This is a genomic window from Stenotrophomonas sp. GD03794, from assembly GCF_029842145.1.
GTDB lineage: Bacteria > Pseudomonadota > Gammaproteobacteria > Xanthomonadales > Xanthomonadaceae > Stenotrophomonas > Stenotrophomonas riyadhensis.
On sequence record NZ_JAOCFV010000016.1, the window covers coordinates 1 to 26,748 of the forward strand.

Annotated in this window: 24 protein-coding genes; 2 read left to right on the forward strand and 22 right to left on the reverse strand. The window is 61.6% G+C overall.

Annotation, left to right across the window (positions count from 1 at the left end; translation table 11 throughout):
* Positions 1 to 253: 253 nt before the first annotated feature.
* The gene (locus N5D91_RS10895) at positions 254 to 817 is read left to right on the forward strand and encodes a cyclin-dependent kinase inhibitor 3 family protein (protein WP_049441974.1); all 564 of its coding nucleotides are present in this window, start codon (positions 254 to 256) and stop codon (positions 815 to 817) included.
* 268 nt (positions 818 to 1,085) lie between these two features.
* On the opposite strand, the gene N5D91_RS10900 is transcribed toward N5D91_RS10895, so the two are convergent.
* The gene (locus tag N5D91_RS10900; protein WP_046984185.1) at positions 1,086 to 1,700 is read right to left on the reverse strand and encodes a hypothetical protein; all 615 of its coding nucleotides are present in this window, start codon (positions 1,698 to 1,700) and stop codon (positions 1,086 to 1,088) included.
* 62 nt (positions 1,701 to 1,762) lie between these two features.
* On the opposite strand from N5D91_RS10900, the gene N5D91_RS10905 reads away from it, so the two are divergent.
* Positions 1,763 to 2,038: a hypothetical protein gene (locus tag N5D91_RS10905; RefSeq protein ID WP_046984184.1), complete on the forward strand. Its 276-nt coding sequence runs from the start codon at positions 1,763 to 1,765 to the stop codon at positions 2,036 to 2,038.
* A 139-nt stretch (positions 2,039 to 2,177) separates the two neighbouring features.
* On the opposite strand, the gene N5D91_RS10910 is transcribed toward N5D91_RS10905, so the two are convergent.
* From N5D91_RS10910 to N5D91_RS11010, 21 genes are all read right to left on the reverse strand, one after another.
* Positions 2,178 to 2,423 (reverse strand): hypothetical protein, encoded by a 246-nt coding sequence (locus N5D91_RS10910; RefSeq protein ID WP_046984183.1) that lies wholly within the window; start codon positions 2,421 to 2,423, stop codon positions 2,178 to 2,180.
* A gap of 41 nt (positions 2,424 to 2,464) precedes the next feature.
* Complete coding sequence (locus tag N5D91_RS10915) at positions 2,465 to 3,106, reverse strand: hypothetical protein (RefSeq protein ID WP_046984182.1); 642 nt, start codon at positions 3,104 to 3,106, stop codon at positions 2,465 to 2,467.
* A 19-nt stretch (positions 3,107 to 3,125) separates the two neighbouring features.
* Entirely contained in the window at positions 3,126 to 3,797 is a 672-nt protein-coding gene (locus tag N5D91_RS10920; protein ID WP_197593495.1) for a HupE/UreJ family protein, read from the reverse strand.
* A gap of 56 nt (positions 3,798 to 3,853) precedes the next feature.
* A complete protein-coding gene (locus N5D91_RS10925) occupies positions 3,854 to 6,991 on the reverse strand; it encodes a CusA/CzcA family heavy metal efflux RND transporter (protein WP_046984180.1) in 3,138 nt (1,045 codons plus the stop codon).
* A gap of 10 nt (positions 6,992 to 7,001) precedes the next feature.
* Positions 7,002 to 8,234 (reverse strand): efflux RND transporter periplasmic adaptor subunit, encoded by a 1,233-nt coding sequence (locus tag N5D91_RS10930; RefSeq protein WP_046984179.1) that lies wholly within the window; start codon positions 8,232 to 8,234, stop codon positions 7,002 to 7,004.
* The gene (locus tag N5D91_RS10935; protein WP_176422360.1) at positions 8,231 to 9,481 is read right to left on the reverse strand and encodes a TolC family protein; all 1,251 of its coding nucleotides are present in this window, start codon (positions 9,479 to 9,481) and stop codon (positions 8,231 to 8,233) included. The genes N5D91_RS10930 and N5D91_RS10935 overlap by 4 nt, the downstream gene beginning before the upstream one ends.
* Positions 9,482 to 9,568: 87 nt before the next feature.
* Positions 9,569 to 9,934, reverse strand: coding sequence for a hypothetical protein (locus N5D91_RS10940; RefSeq protein WP_046984178.1), 366 nt, complete (start codon positions 9,932 to 9,934; stop codon positions 9,569 to 9,571).
* Between the two features lie 103 nt (positions 9,935 to 10,037).
* Positions 10,038 to 10,688 (reverse strand): hypothetical protein, encoded by a 651-nt coding sequence (locus N5D91_RS10945; RefSeq protein ID WP_046984177.1) that lies wholly within the window; start codon positions 10,686 to 10,688, stop codon positions 10,038 to 10,040.
* Between the two features lie 23 nt (positions 10,689 to 10,711).
* Entirely contained in the window at positions 10,712 to 11,368 is a 657-nt protein-coding gene (locus N5D91_RS10950; protein WP_229301257.1) for a HupE/UreJ family protein, read from the reverse strand.
* A 328-nt stretch (positions 11,369 to 11,696) separates the two neighbouring features.
* The gene (locus tag N5D91_RS10955) at positions 11,697 to 12,047 is read right to left on the reverse strand and encodes a hypothetical protein (RefSeq protein ID WP_049444365.1); all 351 of its coding nucleotides are present in this window, start codon (positions 12,045 to 12,047) and stop codon (positions 11,697 to 11,699) included.
* A gap of 123 nt (positions 12,048 to 12,170) precedes the next feature.
* The gene (locus tag N5D91_RS10960) at positions 12,171 to 13,505 is read right to left on the reverse strand and encodes an MFS transporter (RefSeq protein ID WP_046984174.1); all 1,335 of its coding nucleotides are present in this window, start codon (positions 13,503 to 13,505) and stop codon (positions 12,171 to 12,173) included.
* Positions 13,506 to 13,602: 97 nt separating this feature from the next.
* Entirely contained in the window at positions 13,603 to 16,848 is a 3,246-nt protein-coding gene (locus N5D91_RS10965) for a CusA/CzcA family heavy metal efflux RND transporter (protein ID WP_046984173.1), read from the reverse strand.
* The gene (locus tag N5D91_RS10970; protein WP_180854537.1) at positions 16,848 to 18,014 is read right to left on the reverse strand and encodes an efflux RND transporter periplasmic adaptor subunit; all 1,167 of its coding nucleotides are present in this window, start codon (positions 18,012 to 18,014) and stop codon (positions 16,848 to 16,850) included. Before N5D91_RS10970 ends, N5D91_RS10965 begins: the two co-directional genes overlap by 1 nt.
* Positions 18,015 to 19,238: a TolC family protein gene (locus N5D91_RS10975; RefSeq protein WP_065428117.1), complete on the reverse strand. Its 1,224-nt coding sequence runs from the start codon at positions 19,236 to 19,238 to the stop codon at positions 18,015 to 18,017.
* A gap of 92 nt (positions 19,239 to 19,330) precedes the next feature.
* Positions 19,331 to 19,888 carry a sigma-70 family RNA polymerase sigma factor gene (locus N5D91_RS10980; RefSeq protein WP_049441978.1) on the reverse strand — a complete coding sequence of 186 codons (558 nt, stop codon included), beginning with the start codon at positions 19,886 to 19,888 and terminating at the stop codon, positions 19,331 to 19,333.
* 15 nt (positions 19,889 to 19,903) lie between these two features.
* Entirely contained in the window at positions 19,904 to 20,350 is a 447-nt protein-coding gene (locus N5D91_RS10985) for a periplasmic heavy metal sensor (protein ID WP_046984169.1), read from the reverse strand.
* Positions 20,350 to 20,634 (reverse strand): CnrY/NccY family anti-sigma factor, encoded by a 285-nt coding sequence (locus N5D91_RS10990; protein WP_046984168.1) that lies wholly within the window; start codon positions 20,632 to 20,634, stop codon positions 20,350 to 20,352. The genes N5D91_RS10985 and N5D91_RS10990 overlap by 1 nt, the downstream gene beginning before the upstream one ends.
* 178 nt (positions 20,635 to 20,812) lie before the next feature.
* Positions 20,813 to 22,765, reverse strand: a complete 1,953-nt coding sequence (locus tag N5D91_RS10995) for an ATP-binding protein (protein ID WP_046984209.1) — start codon at positions 22,763 to 22,765, stop codon at positions 20,813 to 20,815.
* Between the two features lie 1,008 nt (positions 22,766 to 23,773).
* On the reverse strand, positions 23,774 to 24,886 hold the full coding sequence (locus N5D91_RS11000) for a site-specific integrase (RefSeq protein ID WP_160314166.1): 1,113 nt from the start codon (positions 24,884 to 24,886) through the stop codon (positions 23,774 to 23,776).
* A gap of 239 nt (positions 24,887 to 25,125) precedes the next feature.
* Complete coding sequence (locus N5D91_RS11005; RefSeq protein ID WP_046984166.1) at positions 25,126 to 25,572, reverse strand: hypothetical protein; 447 nt, start codon at positions 25,570 to 25,572, stop codon at positions 25,126 to 25,128.
* A gap of 35 nt (positions 25,573 to 25,607) precedes the next feature.
* Positions 25,608 to 26,648 carry a tyrosine-type recombinase/integrase gene (locus N5D91_RS11010; protein ID WP_160314167.1) on the reverse strand — a complete coding sequence of 347 codons (1,041 nt, stop codon included), beginning with the start codon at positions 26,646 to 26,648 and terminating at the stop codon, positions 25,608 to 25,610.
* Positions 26,649 to 26,748: the final 100 nt, after the last annotated feature.

The window sequence follows — 26,748 nt, forward strand, 5'->3', positions numbered from 1 at the left end:
GCTTGACGACCACCGCCCCTACATCCACCGGGGTCAACACAAGTTCTGGGTTGAGGCCCCGCTATTCGCATCACCGTACCTTGCTGATGACAGTGGGTTGCAGGCCGCCCAGCGACGCATCGGGGAGAGAGTGTCGCTGCTTTCTAGCTCGCCTGACTAAGCATCAATCGAAGCCATCGCGCCAGAGCCGCAGACGAAGCCACGTCTAGGTTCTCTGCATGACAGAGCGCGCCATTCAATCGCCGGAGTCAGCGTGACTAGAACCAGTCTTTCCCACCCCCTTCAGATTGCGACTCTCCCGGTTGGCCATTGCGGTGGGGCCATCGGGGTGACGTTCGCGCCTGGCAAGCATCAAGTCACAGCTATGACCGGATCGTGGTCGCGAGACTTGGATATGGACCTTCAAGCTATAAGTTCATGGGGCGCAAGTCATCTCATCAGTCTAATTGAGCCTTGGGAGTTCGAGGATCTTCAGATCGCCGCTCTGCCAGAGCGTGCAGCAGACCATGGTCTACGGTGGTACGGACTGCCGATCGTGGATGGCGCCGCGCCCGATTACGGGTTCCTCCAGCGATGGAAGGAGTTGGAGACGTCCATCTGCAACGCGCTACTTAACGGCAAACGGGTTGTCGTCCATTGCAAGGGCGGACTTGGCAGAGCAGGCACTGTCGCCTGCATGCTTCTCCTCAGCACCAAGACTTCCCTGAGCAGCGAGGATGCGATCAGGCGCGTGAGAATGGTACGCCTTGGTGCCGTTGAGACATTGGAGCAAGAGGAGTTCCTGCACAACTGGGCATCTGCCTCACATCACCTCTAGGGAAGCACTGATCAGCTTCCTGTCCTTCTGATAAGACCAACCCCAACGTGTCGCTGCTGAGGATCGTCGCGTTAGGAGAGGGCGCGGCAGCAGCCGGCGCAAGTCAGTATCGGGCGACTGACCAATGCCCGGCTTCGGTCAGAAGACGATAGCCCCCTCCCCCGATAGATCTTTCTTATCCACGACTAGCCTTGAGCCTACTGGTCCCGCGGAGAAGAGAAATAAGGGGCGGGCGGATTCTGGCGTTAGCCGGATTGCCGCCAACGACCTAGATCTCTCCAAGATCCTTGAGCACGGCCTGTCCCTTCTGCAAGAACCCAGCCAGCAACCGGCCTCCCGCCACTCGCCGGCCAAGTTGCTCATTGAGGTAGCTGGCCTGCAGGCGTGCGTGGGCCAGCAGATCCTTCTGGGCCATGCTAGGAATCACGGCCCGGAGCGGTTCGCCTGGTGAGGCCAGCTGCCCCCGGATCGGCTGGACCACGCAAGGGTGCTGGCTGCCGCTCTTGGCATATGCCGTGGCCATCATCCGGTCGCTCTTCGACGACCAGCCACCAAACACCAACTCGGTCCCGAGCTGCTCGATCGGTAATCCTGCCTCGGCTGCCGCCTTCTCGTAGTTCGGCCACAGCTGGTCCACCACCAACCCCAGCTCGGCAGATAACTGTTCCATTGTGAAATCTGCGCGGTAGCTAGCCTGCAGCGCCAGCTCATAAATGCGAAGGAAGAACTGCGTAGAACCTCGCGTAGCAAACATCAGGTTGTGCTGAGGGATCAGCAGCAGCTTTGCCCCGGCGGAATGTGCCCCTGTGAGAGCATCCTCTGCCAAGGTATCCACGGCGACGACAAGGTGATCACGAGTGAGCAGAAGGTTGAGGATGCTCATGGCGGACTCGTCCAGATGTTCGCAAACTATCGCCTTCCCACCCCTTGCCTGTCCAGACTGCCATGACCTCCGAGATCACAGAAATCCTTGAGCGCCTCCACGCTTGCGAGGCCGCACTTGAGATGCACCGCGGCTACCTCAAAGCAATGGAGTATGGGTTGCGGGTTTCGTTTCTAACACACCAAGACCCGGTGATTCTGCTCGACACGTGGACCAGACTGCTCCCCTCGATCGCCCATAGCCACGAGAGGGAGGGCAGCCAGCAATTCGCCGCCGCATTCCAGCAGTCCCTGACAGTTCTCACTGAGCAGATCGGCACCGAGTGCAAGAGACCCTAAGCAGCCAAGGCGTACGGCTCAACGAGGCGGGCAATGTCCGATCTCGGCCAGAAACGGACGTCCCAGCACACGGTGCCTGCACTGCGACTTCTGCATCAATGTGGCCCGACACTTACAGCCGGGCCACATTGCCCACCGCTTACTTCTTCTTAGCGCCCGAAGCCGCCTCGGCGTCGCAACGCTCCTTCAATGCCTTGGTCTGAGAGTCATTCAGATCAACCTTGTACTTCGATCGATCAGCCAGCTGCTCGCACGTCTTTGGCTTAGCTTGTGGCGCGGCGGCCGGCACCGGATCGGCATGCAAGGCAGGATCGTGGGCAGATGCGCCTGAGGACCATGTCAGGCCGGCAACGAGGCATACAGCGAACGTATAACGCAGTTTCATGGATTGACTCCTGGGTTGGTTCCGGCGGAATGCCGGGGGTGTTACGGCTGATACAGGTCGGCCTGATAGCCATTCAGTTCGATTGTGATGATCACCGGCGAGGTACCTCGGTTCTGCCAATACCAGCCATGTGTTCCATCGAAGGGAGCGATGAAAGTCCCCTCTGCTTTCGATTGGGCGCCCTCTACGGCGTAGCTGGTCCAGGCTCCCTTCACGTCAGGTCTCTCGCCATGCATGTCCACGGCAACCGGAGCGCTGGATGTCCAGCGGAACAGCATTCCTGCACCCGTGGTCATGTGGGACTTCAGCTCCATGCCTTTGCCTGGCTCGATTTCGATGGTCATGGTGTCCTGACGCAGCGCGCCAGAACCAAAACCTACAGCCGCTGGATCAAGGGATTGCCCCTTGTTCTCTCCGAAGGCGACCTTGGCCTTCTCGGACAAGGCCGCAATGGCTTCCGGGCGCCCATTTGAGGTTTGAGGAACGGCTTCAGATGCGGAGGAATCGCCGCTCGCGGCCAGCGCATCCAAACCGAGGGCACGACCCACGCCAGTCGGGTCAATGCCGTACTCGGCGGGCAGTACGGTAGTGATCAGAATCACACCAGCGACCGCCACGGCGAGCGCGGTCGATTTGAGCAGTCGGCGAGTGCTGGGAAGTTGCTGATTGATGGAAATGGACATTGAAAGCCTCGATCAAAGGTCAGGAAACGAAGTAGCCCGTCAGTTGCATGCCCATCAGCACGAAGCCGGCACACATCAGGACGGTATTGATGCTGTAGGCCTGCCGATGGAAGGACGGCAGGCGACGCCAGAAGCCCATCAGAATCAGGATGCCGGCCAAGGCCAGCAGCTGGCCCAGCTCCACGCCGACGTTGAACGCCAGCATGTTGGGCACCAGCCCGTCAGCGGACAGGGTGAAATCCTGCAACTTCGTTGCCAATCCGAAGCCATGGAAGAAGCCGAAGATCAGCACGGCTGCTTTGGTGTTGGGCTGCACGCCGAACCAGCGCTTGAACGCCCCCATGTTGTCCAGTGCCTTGTAGACCACTGACAGTCCGATGATGGCGTCCACCACGTAGGCATTCACGTGGAAGCCACCCAACACGCCCAGCAGCAGCGTCGTGCTGTGACCAATGGCGAACAAGGTCACGTAGATGCTGACATCACGCATCCGGTACAGGAAGAAGATCACCCCGAACAGAAACAGCAGGTGGTCGTACCCTGTGACCATGTGCTTGGCACCCAGGTAGGTAAATGCAATCAGCTGGGTGCCCGTGCTGTCCTCCAGGAAGGCTTGGTCACCCTCACTGACACCGTGGGCGAACGCAGCCCAGGGAATCAACAGCGCGGCCAGCAGGAGGAGCCACGACAACGGTCTGTTCAACGGAATCAAGCGTAGGTTCCTCAACGTTGGAAAAAGGGAAAGCGTCATTCGGCTTCATCCTTGGACGTATCGCCCTCGCGATGGATGAGGCGGTAAAGCGCAGGAAGCACCAGCAGCGTCAGAAGCGTGGACGAGACGATGCCGCCGATGACCACCGTGGCGAGAGGACGCTGTACTTCAGCGCCGGCACCGACGTTCAGTGCCATGGGCAGGAAGCCCAGGCTGGCGACCAGGGCAGTCATCAGCACAGGTCGCAAGCGTCCCGCTGCCCCCTCGCTGACAGCGCGGTGGAGAGGCACACCCTGTTCCCGCAGGCTTTTGATGAAGCTGATCATCACCAGGCCGTTCAGTACCGCCACGCCCGAAAGCGCGATGAACCCGACACCGGCCGAGATGGACAGCGGAATGTCACGCAGCCACAGAGCCGCCACACCGCCGGTAAGGGCGAGCGGCACGCCGCTGAAAACGATGGCGGCATCACGTCCCGAACCAAACGCCATGAACAGCAGGCCGAAGATCATCACCAGCACTACGGGCACCACCACCATCAGCCGCTCGCTGGCCGAGATGAGCTGCTGGAACGTGCCGCCATACTCCACCCAGTAACCTTCAGGCAGCTGGACTTCATCTCCGACGGCGGCGCGCAGCTCCTCGACGAACGAGCCGAGATCGCGTCCGCGGACGTTGCTGGTGATAACCACACGCCGCTTGCCGTTCTCGCGGCTGATCTGATTCGGGCCTGGAGCCACCTCAACCTTGGCCAGCTGCCCCAGCGGAACGAAACCGCGATCAGCATCGGCCTCTGTCGAACCTGACACCGGTACAGGCAGTGATTCCAGCGTGCGCGTGTCCTGACGCAGGTTCTCGGGCAGCCGCACGACGATGTCGAAACGACGATCACCTTCGAATACTTGGCCAACGGACTCCCCACCCAATGCGACCGATACGGTCTTCTGCACATCGTCGATTGCCACGCCATAGCGCGCCAACGCGTCCAGGTCAGGCGTAATGGTCATCAACGGAAGGCCCGAGACCTGCTCCAGCTTCACGTCCGCTGCGCCGGTGATCCGGTTGGCAACGTCCTCGATCTGGCTGCCGATCTGTGCGAGTTGATCCAGATCGTCGCCATAGAGCTTGATCGCCACTTCCGCGCGCACGCCGGCGATCAGCTCATTCATGCGCATCTGCACCGGCTGAGTGAACTCGTAGTTGTTGCCGGGGATGGCTCTGACGGTCTTCTCCAGCTCGGCAATCAGCTGGGCCTTTGGTTTGCGCGGGTCCGGCCACTGGTCCCGATCCTTGAGCATGATGAAGGTGTCGGCGACCGACGGAGGCATCGGGTCGGTCGCCACCTCGGCAGTACCGATCTTGGCCACCACCTCGTCGACTTCAGGGAACTGCTTGATGGCAGCTTCCAGCTGGCGTTGCATGCCGATGGCTTGGGTAAGGCTGGTTCCGGGGATGCGCAGCGCGTGCAGGGCGATATCGCCTTCATCCAGGTTGGGGATGAACTCTGTACCCATGCGACTGGCACCGATGCCGGCCACCACGGTAAGTGCAACCGCTGCGCCGACCACCCACCTACGGGCACTGACCGCCCGCTCCAGCAGAGGGCCATACAGGCGGGTTACGCCACGCATGACCTTGGTTTCCTTCTCGGACACCTTGCCGGTGACGAACTGCGCCACGGCAGCCGGCACGAACGTCAGCGACAACGCCATGGCACCGGTGAGGGCGATTACCACGGTCAAGGCCATGGGATGGAACATCTTTCCTTCCACACCCGACAACGCGAAGATCGGGATGTACACCGCCGCGATGATGAACAGACCGAACAGGCTGGGCTTGATGACCTCGGCGCTTGCCGAAGCGGCCAGGGAGAATCGCTCCTCGCGCGTTAACAGGCGTCCCAGCGCATGCTGGCGTTCACCGAAGCGGCGCAGGCAGTTCTCCACGATGATGACCGCGCCGTCCACGATCAGGCCAAAGTCGAGCGCACCGAGGCTCATCAGGTTGGCCGATACCCGGTTCTGCACCATTCCGGAGATCGTTAGCAGCATGGTCAACGGGATGACCGCAGCGGTGATGAGCGCGGCGCGCAGATTGCCCAGCAGCAGGAACAGCACCGCGATGACCAGCAGCGCGCCCTCCAGGAGGTTCTTCTTCACCGTTTCAATGGTGCGATCCACCAGCTCGGTTCGGTCATACACCGGGTGTGCACGAACGCCCTCGGGCAGCGTGCCGTCGATCTCCTTCAGCTTGGCAGCGGTGCGCTGGGCAACGGCCCGGCTGTTCTCGCCGATCAGCATGAAGGCCGTGCCAAGCACAACTTCCTTGCCATCCTTGGTGGCGGCGCCGGTCCGCAGCTCGGTGCCTTCGTGGACATCAGCAAGATCGCCTACTCGCAGCGGCAGCCCCTCACGATTGGCCACCACGATCTTGCGCAGGCCGTCCATGTCGGCAACCTGCCCAGGCACGCGTACCAGGTATTGCTCGCCGCTCTTCTCGATGTAGCCCGCACCGACGTTCGCATTGCTGCGGGCAACGGCCTCCATGACGTCCTGCAGGGTCAGGCCATAGGCCTGCAGCTTGCGGGGGTCTGGCGTGATATGGAACTGGCGGACGTAACCGCCCACGGTGTTGACCTCGGTCACGCCCTTCAGGTGCCGCATCTGCGGGCGTACCACCCAGTCCTGCAGGGTACGCAGTGCCATTGGCGTCCAGGTTTTCTCAGCTCCTGGTTCGGCCTCCACGGTGTACATGAAGATTTCGCCCAGGCCCGTGGCAACCGGTCCCAGTGTTGGCTTCAGGCCATTGGGCAACTGGGAGGCCGCCTGCTGCAGACGCTCAGCAACCTGCTGGCGGGCGAAGTAGATATCTGTCCCATCCTCGAATACCACGGTCACCTGCGAAAGGCCGTAGCGCGAGATTGAGCGTGTGTACTCCAGACGTGCCAACCCGGCCAGTGCGGTTTCAACCGGGAAAGTCACGCGCTGCTCGGCTTCCAGTGGCGAATAGCCAGGGGCTTCGGTGTTGATCTGTACCTGTACATTGGTAATGTCAGGCACGGCGTCGATGGGAAGCTTGCTGTAGTTCCAGATGCCCAGGCCGGACAGCGCCAGCACGAGCAGCAGCACAAGCCATCGATGCGCGATGGACGCGCGAATGATTCGCTCTAGCATGGGATGCCCCTCAGTGATCGTGGCTCGCGCCAGACTTTTCGATGTCCGCGCGAATCAGGTAGCTTTGCTCGCTGACATAACGGGTACCGGGCTTGAGGCCACCGAGTACCTCGACCAGCTGCCCATCGCGCTTGCCGAGCTCAAGCATGCGCACCTCATACGTGTCGCCCACCTGTGCGAAGACCACGGTGAAGTCACGGAAGCGCTGCAGCCCGGATTCCTTGACTGCCAACGGGACCTGGGTTTCGGACAACACGACCTCGGCCGACACGGCCATACCCGGGCGCCACCGGCCGTCTTCATTGGGGATGCTGACCCGTGCGACTACGCTTTGGCCGGCACTGGCCAAGGGGAGCAGGCTCTGCACCCGTCCTTGGGTTTCATGGGCGCCAGTGGCTGAGCGAAGCGTCACCACCTGGCCTGCAGCAAGCCGCTCGGCGTCGGTGCCCAGTGCCCGCAGGTCTACCCATACCTCGGAGAGGTCGGCGATCTCGAACAACGTGTTGTCTGCCGCCACGTCCCCAACGCTGGTATTACGCGCCAACACAATTCCGCCAAACGGCGCGATGACGGCATAGCTGCGCATGCTGTCGTTGCCTTCCACCGTGGCCAGAGTCTGGCCCGCACTGACTCGCTGGCCCATCTCGACTGCAACGCTGCGCACCACGCCGGGAAAGCGTGCTTTCACTGCGGCTTGCCGCGCCGTGTTGACCGTCACGTTGCCCATCAAGGTCACTGTGTCGCGGATGCTGGCACTGCCTGCTGCTTCCACCACGATGCCCGCGTCCTTAGCTGCTTGTGGTTCGATTCGCGTACGGCCTTCATAGGAGGGGTAGTTCCAGCGATGGGACTTGCCTGCTGCGGTGGCTTCGGCCACCACATCGAACGAGTGCGGCTCAGTGACCTCCCCACTGCCGACGAGGTAGCCGTTCTCCGGCTTGAAGCTGAAGGTATTGACCTCGCCGTCCAGACGCTTGAGCTGCATGCTCGCCTGCACTTCGGAAGGCGGAATCGGTTTGTCGTTGCGATACGCGTAAAGACGGAAGTGTGGCGGCGTGTTGGTTTCGTAAACGGTGATCTCGAGGGCAAAATCGCCGTCACGCAGCATGCGCCCTCGATTCGGCCCTCGTTCGTAGTCGGCGGATGCGGCAGCTGTCTCGGTAGAGGCTTCGGTCGCGGCTTTGTCACCGCCGCAGGCGGAAAGGACCAAGGGGAACATGATCAGGAATGCGTAGCGGTTCATGGGCGGATGTCCAGAGCGGAGGCGGTGAGGCGATCTGCCTCGACCAGCAGTCGGAGATAGCGGGCGGCGGCTTCAACTTCGCGCTCGCGAAGGTCGAACAGGGTCTTCTGCGCCTGGCCCAGCGCCAGATAGGAGAATCGGCCCTCCTCGAAGCCGCGCCGGCTCTGCTTCAGTGCTGCCTCGGCCTTGGGCAGCTGGCGTTCGCGTACCGACTCGACCTCCAGCTGCGCTTGCCGCAATTGCTGGTAGATATCGAAAAGTTCCTGTTGCAGTTCAACGGCCTGCGCTTGGCGCCGGGCACTGAGGGCAGACAGCTCGTGGTCGACTTCAGAAACGGAATACGCTGATCGCTTGCGGCTGCCCAATGGGACAGAAACCGACATCACCAATCCGCTGTCTTTGGTGGCTTCCAGCCGGCGAATGCCCAGGCCCACGCTGACATCTGGCCGGGCGGCGGCAAGCGCCACGTTACGGCGCGCGGTCAGCACGCCTGCCTGGGACTCAAGAAGCTGTTGCTGAGGTGTCGAAGGCAGCTTCGCGGCCATCGCCTGGAACTGCTCAAGGGGGGGCAGCACCGAGGTATCACCAGCGACGGCGCCAAAGTCGACCGTCAACGCACCCCATGAAGCTGCGAGCGCATGGCGTGTCGACTCCAGACGCTCCAGCGCCTGATCGCGCTTGAGTTCGGCGTCGGCAACTGCGATTTCTGCCGCTCGCAGGTCGGAATCAGGATTGCGCGCCGCCGAGACCCAACGCCCGACCTCTCGCTGCAGGGCGCGCGCCATCGCGATGCGCTCCTGCGCGTGTTCCACATGCTCCTGCGCGGCCAGCACATCGATGAACCGTCCTGCGGCTCGGGTGGCGATGGTTACGCGAGTCACGTCCCCTGCCCGTTGGGCCGCGTCGATCTCCGCGCCGCCCAATGCCTGTCGCGCAGCGCGCTTGCCGCCGAGTTCCAGCAGGCGGGATACGCGGAACGTTGCCTCAGCGGCATCCATCCCTGAAACGCTGCCGCTGCCAGCAACGTTCTCCAGTTCCCCGCCCAGAATGATGGGCGCCGGCAGGCCCTCCCGGGCTGCACGGCTGCGGGTTGCCTCCAGCTGGGCGGCATCAGCTGCGGCGCTCGGATGACTGCCCAGGGCGCGGGCGACCGCTTCCTCCAGGCGCAGAACTTCGGCGGCATGGCCAGGCACGGCCATACCGCAGGCGCCGGCAATGGCCAGCGCCCACACACTACGGAATTTCACGGAAGCCTCCGGAAAGATGTTAGAACAACGCGCTGCCGCCCGCTAAGGCAGGCAGCAGAACAGGCCGCGCGGACGCGGCAGGCGTTGTCAGACGATCGGAGGCCGGAAGGGCGAGGCGGGATAACCCAAAGGCACGCGCAGCAGCCGCAATGCGGGCACGTCGGCGCTCAGTGCGAGAGCGACTACCTGGTGGTGGCCATTGAACAGGCTCCCTGCGAAGCTTGCGTCTGCCTGGTGCAGCACGCTGTGCGCACCAGAGGCGTGGTCGTCGTCGAGGTTGTCACTGGCTCCGGCCGGATGGGAATGCCCATGGTCGAACGCAGCGGCGATGTCGTGCTCCAGACCATGCAGTTCGCTCAGCTGGATCACCATCGGCCGCGCCACAACACTCAGCAGCATCAGCGCGAAAAGGCTGATGCGGGCGAGCACACGGTGGCGGGCGGAAAGACGCATGGGATCTAGGGTAAATGTGGCACGTGGCCTTGTCGAGATGGTAGGACGAATGTTTGCAGAGGAGCGTACCCGGCTGCCCCGGGCACGCCCTCCTGGCCTGGTCTTACATTTTCTTCAGCTGTTCATACTGCCCGCCCGTACGCAGCAGCAGGGTGACCGGTTCCTCGCCGCGATTGCGCCAGAACCAGCCGTGGTTGCCCGTAAAGGCGGCCAGAAGTACGCCCTGGTCGGACGCCTCACCTCGCCCCTTCTCATAGCTGATCGCACGACCACCGCCGTCACCATGGGTGTCGAAGTTCACCACCCCGCCCTGGACCGACCAAGTGTAGGTCGCACGCTCGCCTTCCTTCATGGAAAGCTTGATTTCGGTACCCTGACCGGGCGCCAGCACGACTTCGGCTTCGTCACGCCATTCCGTGGCTGCGGGCGCTGAGGCCGAAGCAGCGGCCGGCTTGGGAGTGACTTCGACTGTCTGGCGATCCCGCGTGGAGACCTGGGTGAGCACGGCGAGGCCCTCCTCGGCCCGGGCATCCATGGCCGCATCCGCTGCGGCTTCTTCGGACAGTTGCTGCTTGATCTGTCCCATCTCGGTCAGACCCAGCATTCGGCCTATACCCAACGGATCCACGGCGTGTTCCGCAGGCAGCACGACACCGATGAGAAGCACGACGGCGATGCCGGCGGCGATGAGGGTAGTGCGCGCCAGCTGGCGGCTGCTGGGGAGGTCACTTTCGAGGGGCTTGCTGTTGTACATGATGGTAGGGATCTCTCAAGGATTCAGGAAATGGCGTAGCCGGTCAGCTGCATGCCGATCAGGACGAAACCTGCGCAGAGCATTGCCGCGTTGGCGAAGTAGGCGTGCTTGAAGAAGCTGGCGGTGCGGCGCCAGTAGCCCATCACAATCAGGATGGCGCCCAGGGCAAGCATCTGCCCCATTTCCACCCCGACGTTGAAGGCGAGCAGGTTCGGAAGAAGACCATCGGGGGAGATGTCGTACTCGATGATCTTGGTGGACAGGCCAAAGCCATGGAACAGTCCGAACACCAGTGTCGCGACCTTGGTATTGGGCTGGAAGCCGAACCAACGCTGGTAGGCACCGAGGTTGTCCAGCGCCTTGTAGACCACTGACAAGCCGATGATCGCATCGATGAGATAGCTGTTGATGCCCACATTGAAGAGCACACCCAGCAGCATCGTCGTGGAATGACCGATGGCAAACAGGGTGACGTACAGCGCGACATGCTTCATCCGGTAAAGGAAGAAGATCACGCCCAGCAGGAACAGAATGTGGTCATACCCGGTGGCCATGTGCTTGGCGCCCAGGTAAGCGAAGGCGATCAGATTTACCCCTGATATCTCTTGGATGTAACCCTTGTCGCCCTCGGCGATGGCATGCGCCAGAGCACCATCGGCAGTGAAAACAAGTAGCAACATGGTTATCGCTGCGAGCAGCGTGCGCGGCCAGTGCGACGGCATGGCCATGGGATGGGTACGGGTGGATAACCCGGAATGTGGTCTGGGGATCATGATGGAGTTCTTGAGTGACATGACATGCCACGGACCTCCGCGCCGCGCCCCGCCACAGGCGCACGGCAACGCCATGCAGATGTGTGCCAGGGCACGCATGCACGTCGTTACCGCGCGGTGGCGCAGGAGTCAGCCGGATCGTGGCCGGAATACAGAGGGGAACTGCGATGCGTCTAGCCGCAAGCCAGCCGCACGCCCGCAGAAAGCAGGCAGCGCGGCAGACATGCGCCCGGCATCAGGCCGCGACGATGGGAGGCCTGAACAACGATGAGCAGTGATGGGCAATGAACGCTGCCTGGCGATGCCAGGGGTGCGCACCACGGCCGATGGCTGGATCGTGGAGTGCTACGTCCAGCAGGATGCCAAGTGACCCGCCCAGATCGGACTGGTGCAGCACGCCATGGCCGCCCGACGCGTGCAGAGGATCCCGATCTGCAGCATCACGATCGCCCGCGTGCGGATGTCCATGTTCGGCTGCGGTCTGCACCATGTGCTGCAGACCATGCAGCTCGCCAAGATGATTCAGCACCGGGCGCAGGAACATGCTCGCCACCAGCATCAGAAAGATGCTGGTGAGCAGTCGCACATTCGATATCCGGCGCAGTGATGTCATGCTCAAAGACTAGTGTGTTGCTGGATCAAAGTCGACACGAAAAAGGGGGGGTGTTCAGCGTGCGCGCGCTACTGGGCATCTCTGGTGACTCGTCGTTCATCCGGGCCAACGGGTATGGTTGTCATCGATGACAAAACGGTGCGAGTGGCCTTGTTCCGTATGCGCGTGTTCCTGCATGTGCGGGTGGTCCGCAGGGAGATCATCATGTCGGTGGGTGATTGCGTCAGGATCATTCGCAGGCCAGGTACGCCAGGCGAATAGAAGCCCCGCGCAGGCCACCACCGCGAGCGCCAGAACCGCCACCGGCATGCCCAGGCGTGCCCCCACGGTACCGGCCAGTGGGTAGGCAATCAGCCAGCAGACGTGGGAAAGCGAGAACTGCGCGGCGAACAGGAAAGGAAGGTCAGTGGACTCTGCCGAGCGCCGTAGCAGCCGGCCGCCTGGTGTCACCAAGCCGGCGTAGCTCATGCCCAGCAATGCCCAGCCGGACAGCACCAGGGGCCAGCCGATCGCGGAGGGCGTCAGCCACCACGTAACCCCCAAGGCGGTAAGCACCGCAAGCATCATGCTGGCTGCAGAGAGCATCACGCGACGGTCCGGTACGCGGTCCAGTACCTTGGGAAGAACCAACGCCATCAGCATCGAGCCGCCGCCGAACGCAGCCAGGGCCCAGGCGACCTGGGCTTCAGCACCGCCCAGCACGTTGCGCACGACCACCACCGTATTGACGAATACCATCGCACCACCCGCGGCAGCGCACAGGTTCAGCGCCAGCAGGCCTTTCAGTCGAGGCGTCTTCAGATAGATACGCATGCCACGGATGGCCCGTGCATAGGGGCCTTCCTTGCGCGGCGAGGCTGCAACGAAGGGGAATGCCGTGACCACGACCAGCAGCGCTGAGCAGACGAAGCCCACCGACGTACCGGCGAAAAGGCCATGGAAGCTGATCAGTGTCAGCAGGGCCGCCGCCAGCGCAGGGCTGAGCAGGCTTTCCAGGTCATACGCCAGCCGCGACAAGGACAATGCACGGGTGTAGTCGCGCTCTTCCTTGAGGATTTCCGGAATGGTCGATTGGAACAGCGGCGTGAAGCAGGCTGATGCCGACTGCAGAAGAGCGATGAGCAGGTACACCTGCCAGATCTGATTCACGAAAGGCAGGCACAGTGCCGCGGCCGCGCGCACCAGATCAAGCCCGATCAGGACCGGCTTACGCAGATTGGCTGGCACGACCGCGCCGGACATAGGCGCGAGCAGGACGTAGACCACCATCTTGATGGCCAGTGCCGTGCCGAGCACCTGGCCGGCCTGCGCGCCGGCCAGGTCATAGGCGAGCAGCGAAAGCGCCACGGTCGCCAAGCCAGTACCGACCAACGCAATCACCTGGGCAGCGAACAGATTCCTGAAGGTCGGAAAACGGAGAACCTCGATCATGGCTGTCCTCGGAGGAATGGAGTGCAGAAATGCCAATACCCTGCGGATCGTAGAACGATCCGCAGGGCCGGGCGTGAAACTGTGGAAGGGAACGTACTCAATCGGTTTCCGGCGCCGGCAGTGGGTCCTCGATGCCCGCTGCCTTCCTGCGCGCAGTCCTGCGCAGCACCAGCCCACACAGTGCCGGCAGGACGAACAGGGTCAGTACGGTTGCCGTGATGAGGCCGCCGATGACCACGGTCGCCAACGGCTTCTGGACTTCAGCACCCGTGCCGGTTGCGATCGCCATGGGTACAAACCCCAGTGAAGCAACCAAGGCCGTCATCAACACGGGCCGGACGCGCTCCATTGCACCCTGCTCCACCGCCTCGTTCGGCTCCATGCCGTCATGCAGACGCTTCTTGATGGCGGAGATCAACACCAGTCCGTTCAGCACCGCCACACCCGAAACAGCAATGAACCCCACTGCTGCCGAGATCGAGAACGGAATGCCACGCAAGGCCAGCGCGAAGAAGCCACCGGCCAGCGCCAGCGGTACGGCCGTCAGCACAGTGCCGGTCAACAGCCCGTTGCCGATGGCCATATACAGCACCGCGGCAATCAGGATGAAGCACAGCGGCACGATGATGGCCAAACGCTGGGTAGCTGCCTGCAGGTTCTGGAACTGCCCGCCCCACTCGATCCACGAGCCGGTCGGCAGTTGCACCTGCTGTGCGATCGCTACCTTGGCATCGTCCACGAAGCTGCCCAGATCACGCCCCACTACGTTGGCCTCTACATAGATCCGGCGCTTGCCGTTGTCACGACTCACCTCGTTCAGACCCTGCGTGAAGCGGAAGCTGACCAGCTCACGCAGCGGCACCGAAGGGCTGCCTTCCTGATTCCCCGGCGGCAGCATGACCGGCACCGCACCCAGGACGTCCAGATCACTTCGGTCGACGCGGGGCAGTCGAACCACCACATCGAAGCGGCGATCGCCCTCAAAGATCTGGCCCGCCTGGCGTCCGGCCAACGCGGCCGACACCGTATCAGCCACATCCTTAACGGTCAGGCCATAGCGGGCGATCGCTGCGCGATCAAACGCCATGTCGAAGGTCGGGAAGCCACCGGTCTGGGCCACACGCACATCCGATGCCCCGGGAATCTTCTTCAGCACAGCAGCAATTTTGTCTGCGCTGGTGGCCAAGGCCGTCAGGTCTTCGCCGTAGATCTTCACCGCCACGTCGCTGCGCACACCACCGATCAGCTCGTTGAAGCGCATCTCGATCGGCTGCGTGGCGTCGTAGTTGTTGCCCACCAGGAACGCGGTCTTCTCGCGGATGCGCTCGATGACCTGCTCTTTGGTCTTCACACCATCAGGCCACTGGTCCTTCGGTTTCAGGATGACGTAGTTGTCCGATGCGTTTGGCGGCATGGGGTCTGCGGCAAGGCTCGCCGTACCCGCCTTGGAGTAGACGGTCTGCACCTCGGGAAGCGTCAGCACAGCCTTCTCCAGGGGAAGATCGATGGCTACCGACTGTTCGATGGAGGTGGAGGGAATACGAACGGAGGACAGGTTCAGGTTCTGCTCGTCCAGTGTCGGCATGAACTCACGTCCGACGAAGGAGAACGCCACCGCGCCGGCCAGCAATACGCCCAATCCGCCGGCAAGATATGGCATCGGTTGCCGGATCGCATTGCGCAGCAACGGCTGGTAACGGCTCTTCGTGGCCGCCACTACACGCACTTCCTTCTCGGAGATGTGGCCCTTCAACATGACCGCGACCATCGCCGGAACGAATGTCAGCGAGAGGACAAAGGCCGATGCAAGCGCCAGCATCAGGGTGATCACCATCGGCGAGAACATCTTGCCTTCCACGCCCTGGAACGTCAGGCACGGAACAAAGACGAGGAAGATGACCGCCTGTCCGTAGATCGTCGGGCGGACCATCTCCTTGGAGGACGCGATGGTCTCGTGCAGGCGCTCGCTCAGAGTGAGGATTCTACCTTCGGCATGCTGACGCTCGGCCAATCGTCGCAGTGAGTTTTCGACAATGATCACAGCACCGTCGATGATCAGTCCAAAATCCAGCGCTCCCAGGCTCATCAGGTTGCCGGAGATGCCCAGCTTGTTCATGCCGATGGCGGTGATGAGCAGGGACAACGGAATTACCAGTGCAGCAATCACTGCCGCACGCCAGTTACCCAGCAACGCGAACAGGATGACCACCACCAGCAGCGCGCCCTCCGTCAGGTTCTTGGCGACGGTCTTGATGGTCGCCACCACCAACTGCGAGCGATCCAGCGTCGGGACGATGCTCACGCCCGGCGGCATGGTCTTGCTGATCTCCTTGAGCTTGTCGCCGACGGCGGCGGCCACGGTGCGGCTGTTGGCGCCCACCAGCATCAGCGCGCTGCCCACTACCGTCTCGTAGCCGTTGCGACTGGCGGCACCTCGCCGCAGCTCGCCGTCGATCACCACCCGCGCAACATCACCCACCGTGACCGGAACACCGTTGCGGTTACCCACCACGGCCCGCGCGATCTCATCCACCGAACGGATACGGGCATCAGCTCGCACCAGATAGGATTCGCCAGAGCGCTGGATGTAGTCCGCACCCACCGAAAGATTTGCATCCTGCAGCGCGTTCGCCAGGTCGGTGTAGGAGAACCCATACTCAGCAAGCTTGGCTGCATTGGGCTCGACCACATACTCCTTCACATAGCCGCCCAGGCTGTCGACGTCAGCCACGCCCGGCGTCGTGCGCAGCTGCGGGCGCACGATCCAGTCCTGTACCGTGCGCAGGTACGCTAGGCGCGCCATGTCATCGGCCAGGCGATCGCCCTGATCGGTCAGGAACGAGCCATCGCTCTGCCATCCGGGCTTGCCATCGTTGCGTGGCGCGTCCTTGCCATCGGGGTGTGTGAACTCGACGCTGTAGTGGAATACCTCGCCCAGGCCAGTGGAAACCGGCCCCATCAGCGGCTCGGCGCCTTCGGGAAGCTGCGGCCGGGCCTGGGTCAAGCGCTCGGTGACCTGCTGGCGCATGAAGTACAGATCGGCACTTTCATCGAAGATGACCGTCACCTGGCTGAAACCGTTGCGCGAGAACGAACGCGTGTTGGCAACGCCGCGCAGGCCCGCCATCGCGGTCTCGATGGGATAGGTCACCCGCTTTTCCACTTCCACCGGGCTGAGCGTGGGGATGACGGTGTTGATCTGCACCTGCTTGTTGGTGATGTCCGGGGTGACATCGATCGGCAGCATGTTCAACTGCCAGGCACCGATGACCGAGATCACCAGCGTGATGAACAACACCAGCCAGCGGTGCCGCACGGCACCTGTAAGCACCTGTTCGATCATCACTCGTCTCCGCCGGACTTGTTCATTTCCGCCTTCACCAGGAAGGCGTTGCGGGTTGCTACGCGGGTTCCTGCGGAAACACCGGAGAGGATCTGCGCCATTCCACCACTACGCACGCCTACGAACACGGGCTGGGCGTTGAACCCCTTCTCCGTGCGCACGAACAGCACGTCTTTGCCATCGATGTTCTGCACGGCTTCTTCGGGAACGGACATGCCACCGGACTGCCCGGCTGACGCCACAAGGCGCACCTGCACGCCGTCACCGACGACAAGTCCGGCGCCAGCGTTTTCCGGCGTAATCACCACGGTTGCAGCTCGAGTCAATCCTCCCACCGCCGTCGCTACAGAACGGACCTTGCCTGATACCACGGTGCCGTCAGAGCGCACGATGGTGGCAGGATCACCGGAGCGGATCCGGCTGGTATCACCCGCGCGCACCGATGCCTGCACCTCCACGCCGTTCGAGCCGGTGACGCGATAGAGGGTGGCCTGTGGTTCAACGAATACACCCAGTGTGGCCTGGGAACTGCTGATGTTCCCGGCGATGGGGCTGACCACCGAAACGCTGCCGCCGCCATCGACGTTGGCGGTGCGAGCCACCAGCGCAGCCCGTTGCGCTTCGGCCTGTGCCGACAGGTAGGCAGCTTGGCTGGCTTCGGCCTCCTGCCGGGCAAGCACCCCCTGCGCCAACAGCGACTGGTCCCGGCTGGCGTTCTTCTGCGCCAGGGAAAGACCGGCATTGGCCACGCGCAGATCTGCTGCAATGCGTGCGCCATCAGGGCTGGCGACCCGTGCAAGGACATCGCCCTTGGCGACCTTGTCGCCCACCTGGCGAAGCACCTCGGTCACGTTGCCTGCGGCCCTGGATACCACCACGGCTTCACCACCCGGAATGGCAACGACGGAGCCTGCTGCGCCAATGTTGGCTGCCACGTCGGCAGAGGTGACAGCCTCAACGGCAATACCGGCTGCTCCAAGATATGCATCGGGAATGGCAACGACCTGCACGCCGCCGTTATCTTCAGCGGCAGTGGGCGCAGCGTCTGCCGGGGCAGGCGCGCTGGAGGACTGCGAAAGGCGGGCGATGCCGAAGCCTGCGCCAAGCGCCAGCGCGGCGACGCCGAGCATGCCCAGAGTATTCACGGAAGGGGTGTTTCGCTTCATTCAACGGTCTCCGAAGACGATCTGGCCATTGGCCATTGCAAGTGATGCGTAGGCACGGACCCGGGCAAGGCGCGCATCGACCACGGTCAGCCGCGCTTCTGTCAACGTGCGGCGGCTGAGCAGCAGTTCCACCAGGGGCGTGCGGCCGGCCTCATACCCCAGACGGCCCATGCGGTAGGCCTCGGCCGCGGCTTTTTCACCCTCGGCAGCTGCCTCGAGGCCGCGTCGCGCCGCAGCCACCTGGGACAACGCGGTAGCGCGATCTGCCTGGCTCTGCAGGCGCGCAGCGTCCAATCGCGCCCTGGCCGCGTCGGTACGGGCACGGGCGGCGCTGATGCCGCCACTGTTGCGGTCGAACAGCGGTACGGACAGCGAAAGGCCCACGACCAGCGCGTCCCCACCTGCTGCAAAGCTGCGACGCCCTGCAGACACGCTCAGGTCCGGCGCACGCTTGAGCCTTTCGATACGCAGTTGGGCTTCGGTAGCGTCCACGTCCGCCTTGGCTGTCAGCACCGCCGTGGCATCGCCTGCGGTTGCGCCCACCGTTGGCCAGTCGCGCTCTAGAAGGGACTGGCCCACACCTGAGTACGTCTCGGTCTGGCCGGCCAGCACCGACAACTGCTCAAGAGCAGCCGTCGTCTCGGCATCGCGACTGGCAGCAGCCGATTGCGCCGCGCTCAGGCCGGCCTGGGCTTGGGCGGAACGAAGGCTGGCCTCTTTGCCAGCTTCCACCAGAGCCTTGGCCGCACGCAGGTCGCCCTCGGCGCGCTCCACATCCTCCTGCGCGATTGCCCGGCGAATCAGGCTGGCCTCGGCAGCGGCGTAGGCCACCGCCAGCGCTGCCGAGAACTCAACCTGCGCTTGGTGTTGCCGAGCTTCGGCCGCCTGCAGGCCCTTCTCGCCCGCCTGGATACGCGCGCTCCGCTGGCCGAAGATCTCCAGCGGCTGGGTCAGGGTGTAGGTCGTCTGGCGCTGGCTGCTGCCATTGCTTAAGGGTGCGTTGAGATTCTCGACAAGGCCGTCGATAGTGGGGTTGCGCAATGCTCTGGCCTGCCGGGCATCGCCGGCGGCCGCTGCGGTGTCGAAGCGCTTTTCCTGCAGGTAAGGCGATTGCGCCCTGCTCTGTTCCAGTAGATCTTCGTAGGTGGGCGCGTCGGCGGCCCACGCCACCGATGTGCCGAACAGCGCCAGCAGTGTCGACAAGGCAAGCAATGAGTACTTCATCCAGGGGTCCAGTGCAGTGATGCCGCATCAGCGGTCGTCTCATGCACTACGCGGCCTGTGTGCCGCTCCCCTCACATCTGGGAGATTTTTTTCTAACGACCCAACGCCGAGGCCAGTTTTGCCCGGGCGCGAAGTACGCGGCCTTCGATCGTTTTCAGGCTGATTCCCAGCGCAGCGGCCGCTTCAACCTGGGACAGACCGACGAATGCCGTCAGCACCAGTGCCTCGCGTAAGGCGGGATCGATGCTGTCGAGCACGCGCATCACGCTGGCGAGTTCAAGGCTGGAACTGGCGCTCTGTTCCGGGCCGGCCTGATCCGATACCAGCGTCCGGCCCTCTTCATCGTCGATGGGCCGGGCCTTGAATAGGAAGTAACGCACGCGGCGGAAACGCTGGGTATCGCGAACCTTGTTGATTCCGATACGCATCAACCACGGAAGCACTGGGCGAGCGGGGTCATACTCAGCCAACGCGCGCCACGCCGACACGAAAGTTTCCTGAACGACGTCGTCCACGTCGGTTTCCGGAACGCCCATGCCTCGCACCATCTGTGTGATGGCCGGCGAGTGCCTGCGCACCAGGCGCGCGAATGCCGCTGGGTCACCCGCAGCAGCTTCGACGGCCCAGTTGTTGTCTTCCTCGATCGTCACGCTCAGGCCATGCTTTCAAGGGGAATCGTTGCGCAGTGCGTCCAGCAGCGCCTTGTCGTAGGCAGCGCGGTGATCGGGCTTCAGCCCTGCACGCATCTCGAAGACGTGCTCCAGCGTGATACGCTGCAGATCACCCGCCGCACGCTCGACCTCCCTGCTTGCCGCCTCTACCTGCGGACTCCAGCGAGGATCGGCCGCAATGGCATCGGCAAGTTGACGGTTGGCGATTCGCAAGCGCGCCTCGATCTCGCCCCTGCGCGTCGCAAAGAGCTGCTCTTTGGCCTGCAGGATGTCCTTCTCCGAATTGTCCAGGGGCACCACGGCGTGCAGCCGTTCATGCAGGTCGCTGTGGCCAGGGTTGAGGTAGTGCCAGCCCCAGCCGATCCCCAGGGCGCAAACCACGCCGATGACCGCGCCGGCCAAGGTCGCCAAAGGCAGGCGCATGGCGGTTCCGATAGCCATCAGCGTTCCACCAGCAGGGCGTAGGGGGACATGGCAGACGGCGCCGCGACCCAAGTGGGCCGCGGGTTGGACTGGGTGACGAGGAATGCAGAGCCCACCCCGCCACAGGTCAGCACCGCAGACAACGCAGCACAGGTCACAGCGCGGCGGAGCTCGCGGCGTCCCGCCCACTTGGCAGGTGGCGGCTCCTGGGCCAGGCGGGCCAGCAGCGCATCGGTTCCCGCGCTGGCATCTGCGCGCGTTGCGTTTGCGGCTTTTGCAAGCCAGTCATCAAGGTTGTTCATCTGCAGATCTCCTCGTCCACATACTTCATACGGCTGCCAGGGCGGCTTCCCCTCGAACACTAGCAGTTGATGAACGTGGTTTCTGAATAGGCCTTCCGGGAGCTCTGCCCCAGCGGGATTCGTCAACGATGTCTGCTTTCGGCCATAAGCGATCGTCTAACCCGGGCTAGACACCGCCCTACTCTGCCAGCGGAGCGAACGATGCTTGGCTTGGCGTCCCCATGACTTTCTGGACAAGCTCGTAACCAGAAACCTCCTCGTACCGTGAGGGTATTCTTGCCTTTAGCCCATGGAGGCGCCGGTTTGCTGTCAATGCGAGCTGGTTGTAAGTGGTCGCTGTTACCCGTCCGCGCTGGGCTCCGTTGTATTCCCGGTTATTGACAGTTGGGATATTGGATGCGACCGAATGGCCGACCACGAAGGCATGGAAGAAAGGCCCACCCTGTATGCCTCCGCTGGAGACAAGTTCATCGACATACTCTGCCGCCTGATTCATTTCTTTGCGACCGATTTCAGAACGCCCTTTTTTCAACTCGATGAGCAGGACATCGCGCATCATCACGAGCTGATCCTTGCCGGTATCAAAACTTTCCGTCCCGACGATTGAGAGAGTGGCATCGGAGAGGACGACGATGTCGGGGCGCTTCGCAGCATTAGCAAAGGTCTGATTCTGCTTTCTCGCTTTGAATAGACTGGTGGCGACTGTTCGCAGGGTGTTGTTCGATGCATACTCCGAACTGTCGAACTCCGGCCCAAATAGCCAACGCGCCTGCGTCACGAGCGGATGAAGGGTATGCAACTCGTCAGCTTCCGGGTCGCCGCTGAGCTTCTCCATGGCGGCAATGATGGACAAACGACTGTCGATCTCATCCAGAACCGTGAGCGCATCCTCCACAGTCCACTGTCCTAGCAATCGATCCAGCCCGTCGATGTCGTGCTCATCCAGCTGCATCAGCTTGTCAAGGAAACTTGAACCGCTTCGTGCCTTCTGAATCTTGATAACCGCTTTGACGACCTTGTTGAGGGTCTCCGGCGGTATCCCTGGCTGGTCATGCACCACGGTCTTTGTGAACTGGGCTACTTCAAGCATGGATCGCCTAGGTAGCGTCCGCAGATCCTCTCGATTCTTGTAGAGCGCGTCTTCTGAGTTCTCCTCGATCAGGTGGGCCGACAACTTCTCGACCATTTCCTGGGCATACCCGTTGGCCGCTTCGAAAAGGTGATCAGTTCGCTCCGTAGTCTTGAACTTCGACCAGTCTGGTTCGATTTCGGAAAGCCACTCCGATCCGCACTCAATCACGAGGGCATAGCGCTTGGCAAAGCGCACCCGCCCATCCAGAACGACCATCGGCCCAACGGTCCAACTCGGCAGCCCGACCAACCGATTGCTCACCCAAAACGCTACGCCTTGGTAGCGGGTGGATTTCGCTGTGCGTGTTGTGTCCACCACATACGCCGTGACATCAAAGCCAGGTTCGACCTGAATCTTGCGTTCCTCCAGAAGGCCCTCATGCTCAGACAGCGGGACGGACTGGCCGTTCACCGAAACGACGAACTGCGGATCGTGCAGGAAGCGTCCTGACAGGACCGTCCTGATCCGATCTGGATCTGGGCGGTGGCGTTCAACCTCCACCAACAACCGGGTGCCATGGCCCGAACGGGTGGCTGTCTCATGGCTTTGGATGTAGAACGGCGACGGCTGATTTCGGGTCCCAATCACGAAGGTAGAAAGAACGCCATTTGTCCAAGTTTCGACCGTGTAATGATCAGAAAAGCACAACAAGCCATGGCGACCAATACCGTTGCGTCCGAAGGCCATGCGTACCCAATCGTCGCGTTCGGAAGGAAACTGGACGTTCGCCCCTTGGCTTCGATGCCTGTTGTATCCCAAGGTCATCCAGCGCTTGCGAAACTGGTCCTCGGTCATCCCGTGGCCATCGTCTTCGACCGACAGCATGCCACTTGTTTCCTCCGGGATGATCACGGCAACCCTGGCAGCCCCTGCATCCCACGTGTTGGCCACCAGCTCAGTGAGCGCCATATCTGGGTCATAGCCAATCCGCCCGAGTGACCGCAGCACGTAGTCTTCCTCAAAGAGAGCTTGGTTGGCTGCCTTGCCCTTCTTGTCCATGGGAATATCCGCAAAGTACTTGATCGGTAATATGTGCAAGACTATGCCGCCTTCCGCCGAGTTTGGCAAAAAGCTAAGCCCAGCCCATCTCACCTGCCGCGACGCCAGCCGACGCGTGTGCTATTGCCGGAGCGCCGTTCAATCCCTCGCCCGCTCCGCTTGACCCACTTGGTAATCTCCGTCAGCACGCCGACCAGGAATGTGCCGTATAGACAGCCACTGAGCTAAGCGTCCGCTTTCGGCCAGAAGCGGATATCAGAGTTTCACGTCAGCAGCCCAGCTGCACCCGCTCAGCTGATGCGCTTTGGACTGGTTCCCGCGGGACGTTGAGCACAATCGGTATCGGCGCCAGCCCAAGCGCTCCTCCGGACTGTCCGGCCTCGCCCCCGCCCAAGCCGCTTTTCCAATGACCTCACCCATCCAAATAGAGTCAAATAGCGCTCCGAGAGCGGTTCGGTTCCGACCAGCAGCGCAACACGCGTGACCGAGCAATGCCTGGCCCAAGGCTCTGGGAACCTATAGCGAAGACGGTGCGGCCGACGATCAAGCACGCTACCGTTGCCCAGAATGCCTGAGCATCCAGCGGAGAGGGCACCGAGGGAAACGAGCTACACGCTCGAAGTACGACGCCAGCGAACAGCACGACCGCCAACGATTGAATTCCGGTCAGTGCAAGGGCGACTCGGAACGCGAACCATGTGCTTTCGGGCACTCACGCGCGCATCCATTATGGCTGTGAGCCCGTGTTGGTGATGCTTCGCTGGGACGCCTGGTGGGACGACCACAAGCGTGTGCATCGCATCCGCAAGGAAGAAGGCGCTTTTTACGGCGTCGCCGGCAACCGATCAAGGTGGTCACGACACCCAATACTCTGTAGGACATTCACTGTCCCCAGTGACGCCCTGTTCGATGGACGTCGCTTCCGGCTACTAGAGGTGCTGGATCGCCCGCACCACACCAACAGCAAAGGGCTCTCACCCATACCACCGGCGCCCCTGCACAAGCAGTTCATCCCAGCCCCATCCCTTGGTGGGCGAGTACACCCAGTTTCGGAGCCTTCTCAAGCTGCGAAGCAAGTGCGCTACGAACTCGGCTAAGCAGGGCTCTCCCTTCGGAGCTTTCTATCGCCGCTTCACCAAAAACCTCCAGTTCCCGGATGAGCTCGCCAATCTCCAAGGTCCCGCGGTTCTCGGCATCCGAGGCCATTTCCTGATAGGCCCAGTCAATGTAGTCCCACATGCTAGTAGGATTGGAGTGGCCGCTTAAAGAAGCCACCTGTGCGAGTACCGTTGCTGCTGCCTCAACGCCAAGAATCCCAATGTTTCGAAGCCTCTTGATCCGATCGATGACCTGAAGAGTTATGTACCTGTGTCGAAGCATATGAGCCGTAGCGCGCTCTGAAACTCCGGCAAGCGCCCGCAGATCCGAGAAAGTCTGGCTCACCGTTGCAGCAGCTAGCCTTGAACCGCTCTGAGAGCAGAAGACCCAACCCTTGTCGCGACTCCCCCGTCCGGACTTGGTATGGCGGCGCATATGCATTTCCCGTTGCACCCTGATGTACTTCATGACCTCCTGCAAAGTTAGTGCGGGAACAGGAACCAGACGTATAGGGTTCCCCCTCCTCTTCGAGGTCCGCACCTTCAGCATGCCATCACCCTTCGATGCATCAAGTACATCGGTGACCCTGATCCAAACAAGCTCTTCGCGCCTGATCCCGGTATCCGCGAGTATCAGGAGCATCGCGCGATTGCGACTCTTTACGAAGGTGCGCTTCGCGCTTCGCTCGCACTGCGCCAGGAGTCGGCGAAATACCTCAAGAGGCATTGGTCGTACGACTCGCTTTGCACCACTTGGAAGCATCGCTGCATGCCTGTCCGAGGACACCCGGTCCAGCCGTTTCGTCCTCACCACGCGCCTTTCAACCGTGATAATCGCCTGCTCACCAAGCCGGCCGATCTGGAAAGGGCCGAGACTGATACATTCGGCCCAGCCAATGAAAGCGAGAACACGTGAGAGGATACGATTGATGTGCCTTGCGCTGGACTCATCCCGAACCACCAGCCAATCAGCAAACTCGATCAGATGATCATCATCGATCTCTCTCAGCTCCAGGCGACGCAAGTACAGAAATCGTACCAGCAGGCTTAGCTCACTCGCATAGGTGGATATCGTACCTACCGTCAGCCCAAGGCGTCGGCAATGAACTAGGTACGCATTCACTTCCCAGCAAGAACGGCCGTTTGGGAAGAACACCACCTTCATGCCTCCTGCCGCGCCCCTATCGAGGAACGAGGTGACGCGTCCAACCCCCGGTAACCGGAATTGATTGCTGGCCCTCCTACACAAACCACCATCAATCTTCACTTCACTACCCGTAGGGAGCTAGAGCCGCGGTACCGATCGAAGTGTCGCTTTAGCTCATCGGCTGCGACCTCCGATCCAAGAGCCAGCCTCTTGAAGCGTTGCACGAGATCACTGTACCTAGCGGTCATGTCCAGAACAGCATCCTCCAGCCAAGCCTCATCTTCCTGCTGTGCAACAGGCTTCCTCGCGGCCCCCAGAAGCTCTCCGATGGCACGCCTAAACGCTTCCATCCCGCCTGGGTACAGCGATTCCACATTGTTCCTGAGTGTTCGAACCGACATCGGAAAGATGCCTCGAGCCTCATCATTCATCCCGGCAAGATCACTCATGCGTCTAAAGAGATCACTATGCTCTTCAAGAAGGGACCCAACTGCCACCGCCTCGTCCAGGATGGCGATGATGCCCCGAACACTCCGTTCAGCACGAAGCTGCTTGTCCCGCACACCCGCAGCTACCTGTCCTTTACTGAGCCTTGGCATCATTCCCCTCTGTGCGAAATGAGGATTGTGAACGTACTACGATCGCCGGTTGTAATCTGAATCGGCTTGACACTGATCTTTCGCTCCTCAGAGAGCATCTCCAGATACTCCAAGACATCATCATGATCGAGAACAGCGAGATCGTCGCTTCCGAAGTGCTCGAGAAGAAGCGCCTTCAATTTTTGGGCAGATTCCGAGCCATCACCTGAGTTCACAGCCGCCATCGCCAAACAGGCTTCTGCATGACTGATCTCCTTGCCCGTCATAGACTCCTTCACGTATCTCCAAGTCTCCTCGACATCATGATGACCCATGAGCCACGCGAGCGCAGGTAGAGATGACTCTTCCCCCTCCGAATGAAAGAATGTCATAGCAAAGCTCCTTCGCAGTTGATGAGGCTCAAGCACCCATCGCTTTCCGTCGGGGCCACGGAGATCAAAGTAGTCACTTATGAGCTGGAGAACGACGCGCGGATGATTCTCACTGAATGGCCTGATGCCCTGCATTCCGACGAAGAACATCACGCGATCATCCAGCAACGAATCCTCCCTGGGCATCACCCGAAGTAGTTGCGTCCTGAGATTGTTCATGATCGATATCGCCATGGCAACGATACGTGGCACAGGCTTGTCAAACCTCGGCCTCTCGTTCCCTTCCCCCCGCTTTGCCTGGTGAATCGTCAAGTGGTAGCGACCATCAGATGTCAGGAGCGCATGCAACCCCATGTCAATGATCTCGGATCTCCTTGCACAAGCAAACAAGGCCACAAGTCCAAAGCAAACACCTAGATGGATTCGGATCAGTCCGAGAACCAAAGGGAACAACCGATAGGGTTCCAAATCACAGTACCTGTCATCCCCTCTCTCCCTGAAACGCTGGGAAACGAACCTCGAACAGCGTACTAGTGGACCGGTTTCAATCAGCGCTTCCGCATCCTTCAACAATGCAGTTGGCGACCGGTGGCCAAGGTCACCACTTTGGGCGATTTCATCAATCAACCCTGCAAGGTGAGCCTCCAATGCAGGCGCCTCCTCAAGCATCCACGCACACGCTGACCTAACAAACTGCCTACAGACGGTCGGTGGCAATGTCGCCGTGCGGCCCGACTGTTCTCTGCGAAAAGGTCGGCAAGCATCGCGA

What these genes read in the sequence shown, in the direction of transcription:
- N5D91_RS10900 (WP_046984185.1), bottom strand. Translation starts at nt 1,700, where the DNA reads ATGAGCATCCTCAACCTTCTGCTCACTCGTGATCACCTTGTCGTCGCC.
- N5D91_RS10905 (WP_046984184.1), top strand. Translation starts at nt 1,763, where the DNA reads ATGACCTCCGAGATCACAGAAATCCTTGAGCGCCTCCACGCTTGCGAG.
- N5D91_RS10910 (WP_046984183.1), bottom strand. Translation starts at nt 2,423, where the DNA reads ATGAAACTGCGTTATACGTTCGCTGTATGCCTCGTTGCCGGCCTGACA.
- N5D91_RS10915 (WP_046984182.1), bottom strand. Translation starts at nt 3,106, where the DNA reads ATGTCCATTTCCATCAATCAGCAACTTCCCAGCACTCGCCGACTGCTC.
- N5D91_RS10925 (WP_046984180.1), bottom strand. Translation starts at nt 6,991, where the DNA reads ATGCTAGAGCGAATCATTCGCGCGTCCATCGCGCATCGATGGCTTGTG.
- N5D91_RS10930 (WP_046984179.1), bottom strand. Translation starts at nt 8,234, where the DNA reads ATGAACCGCTACGCATTCCTGATCATGTTCCCCTTGGTCCTTTCCGCC.
- N5D91_RS10940 (WP_046984178.1), bottom strand. Translation starts at nt 9,934, where the DNA reads ATGCGTCTTTCCGCCCGCCACCGTGTGCTCGCCCGCATCAGCCTTTTC.
- N5D91_RS10945 (WP_046984177.1), bottom strand. Translation starts at nt 10,688, where the DNA reads ATGTACAACAGCAAGCCCCTCGAAAGTGACCTCCCCAGCAGCCGCCAG.
- N5D91_RS10950 (WP_229301257.1), bottom strand. Translation starts at nt 11,368, where the DNA reads ATGTTGCTACTTGTTTTCACTGCCGATGGTGCTCTGGCGCATGCCATC.
- N5D91_RS10960 (WP_046984174.1), bottom strand. Translation starts at nt 13,505, where the DNA reads ATGATCGAGGTTCTCCGTTTTCCGACCTTCAGGAATCTGTTCGCTGCC.
- N5D91_RS10965 (WP_046984173.1), bottom strand. Translation starts at nt 16,848, where the DNA reads ATGATCGAACAGGTGCTTACAGGTGCCGTGCGGCACCGCTGGCTGGTG.
- N5D91_RS10970 (WP_180854537.1), bottom strand. Translation starts at nt 18,014, where the DNA reads ATGAAGCGAAACACCCCTTCCGTGAATACTCTGGGCATGCTCGGCGTC.
- N5D91_RS10975 (WP_065428117.1), bottom strand. Translation starts at nt 19,238, where the DNA reads ATGAAGTACTCATTGCTTGCCTTGTCGACACTGCTGGCGCTGTTCGGC.
- N5D91_RS10985 (WP_046984169.1), bottom strand. Translation starts at nt 20,350, where the DNA reads ATGGCTATCGGAACCGCCATGCGCCTGCCTTTGGCGACCTTGGCCGGC.
- N5D91_RS10990 (WP_046984168.1), bottom strand. Translation starts at nt 20,634, where the DNA reads ATGAACAACCTTGATGACTGGCTTGCAAAAGCCGCAAACGCAACGCGC.
- N5D91_RS10995 (WP_046984209.1), bottom strand. Translation starts at nt 22,765, where the DNA reads ATGGACAAGAAGGGCAAGGCAGCCAACCAAGCTCTCTTTGAGGAAGAC.
- N5D91_RS11010 (WP_160314167.1), bottom strand. Translation starts at nt 26,648, where the DNA reads ATGCTTGAGGAGGCGCCTGCATTGGAGGCTCACCTTGCAGGGTTGATT.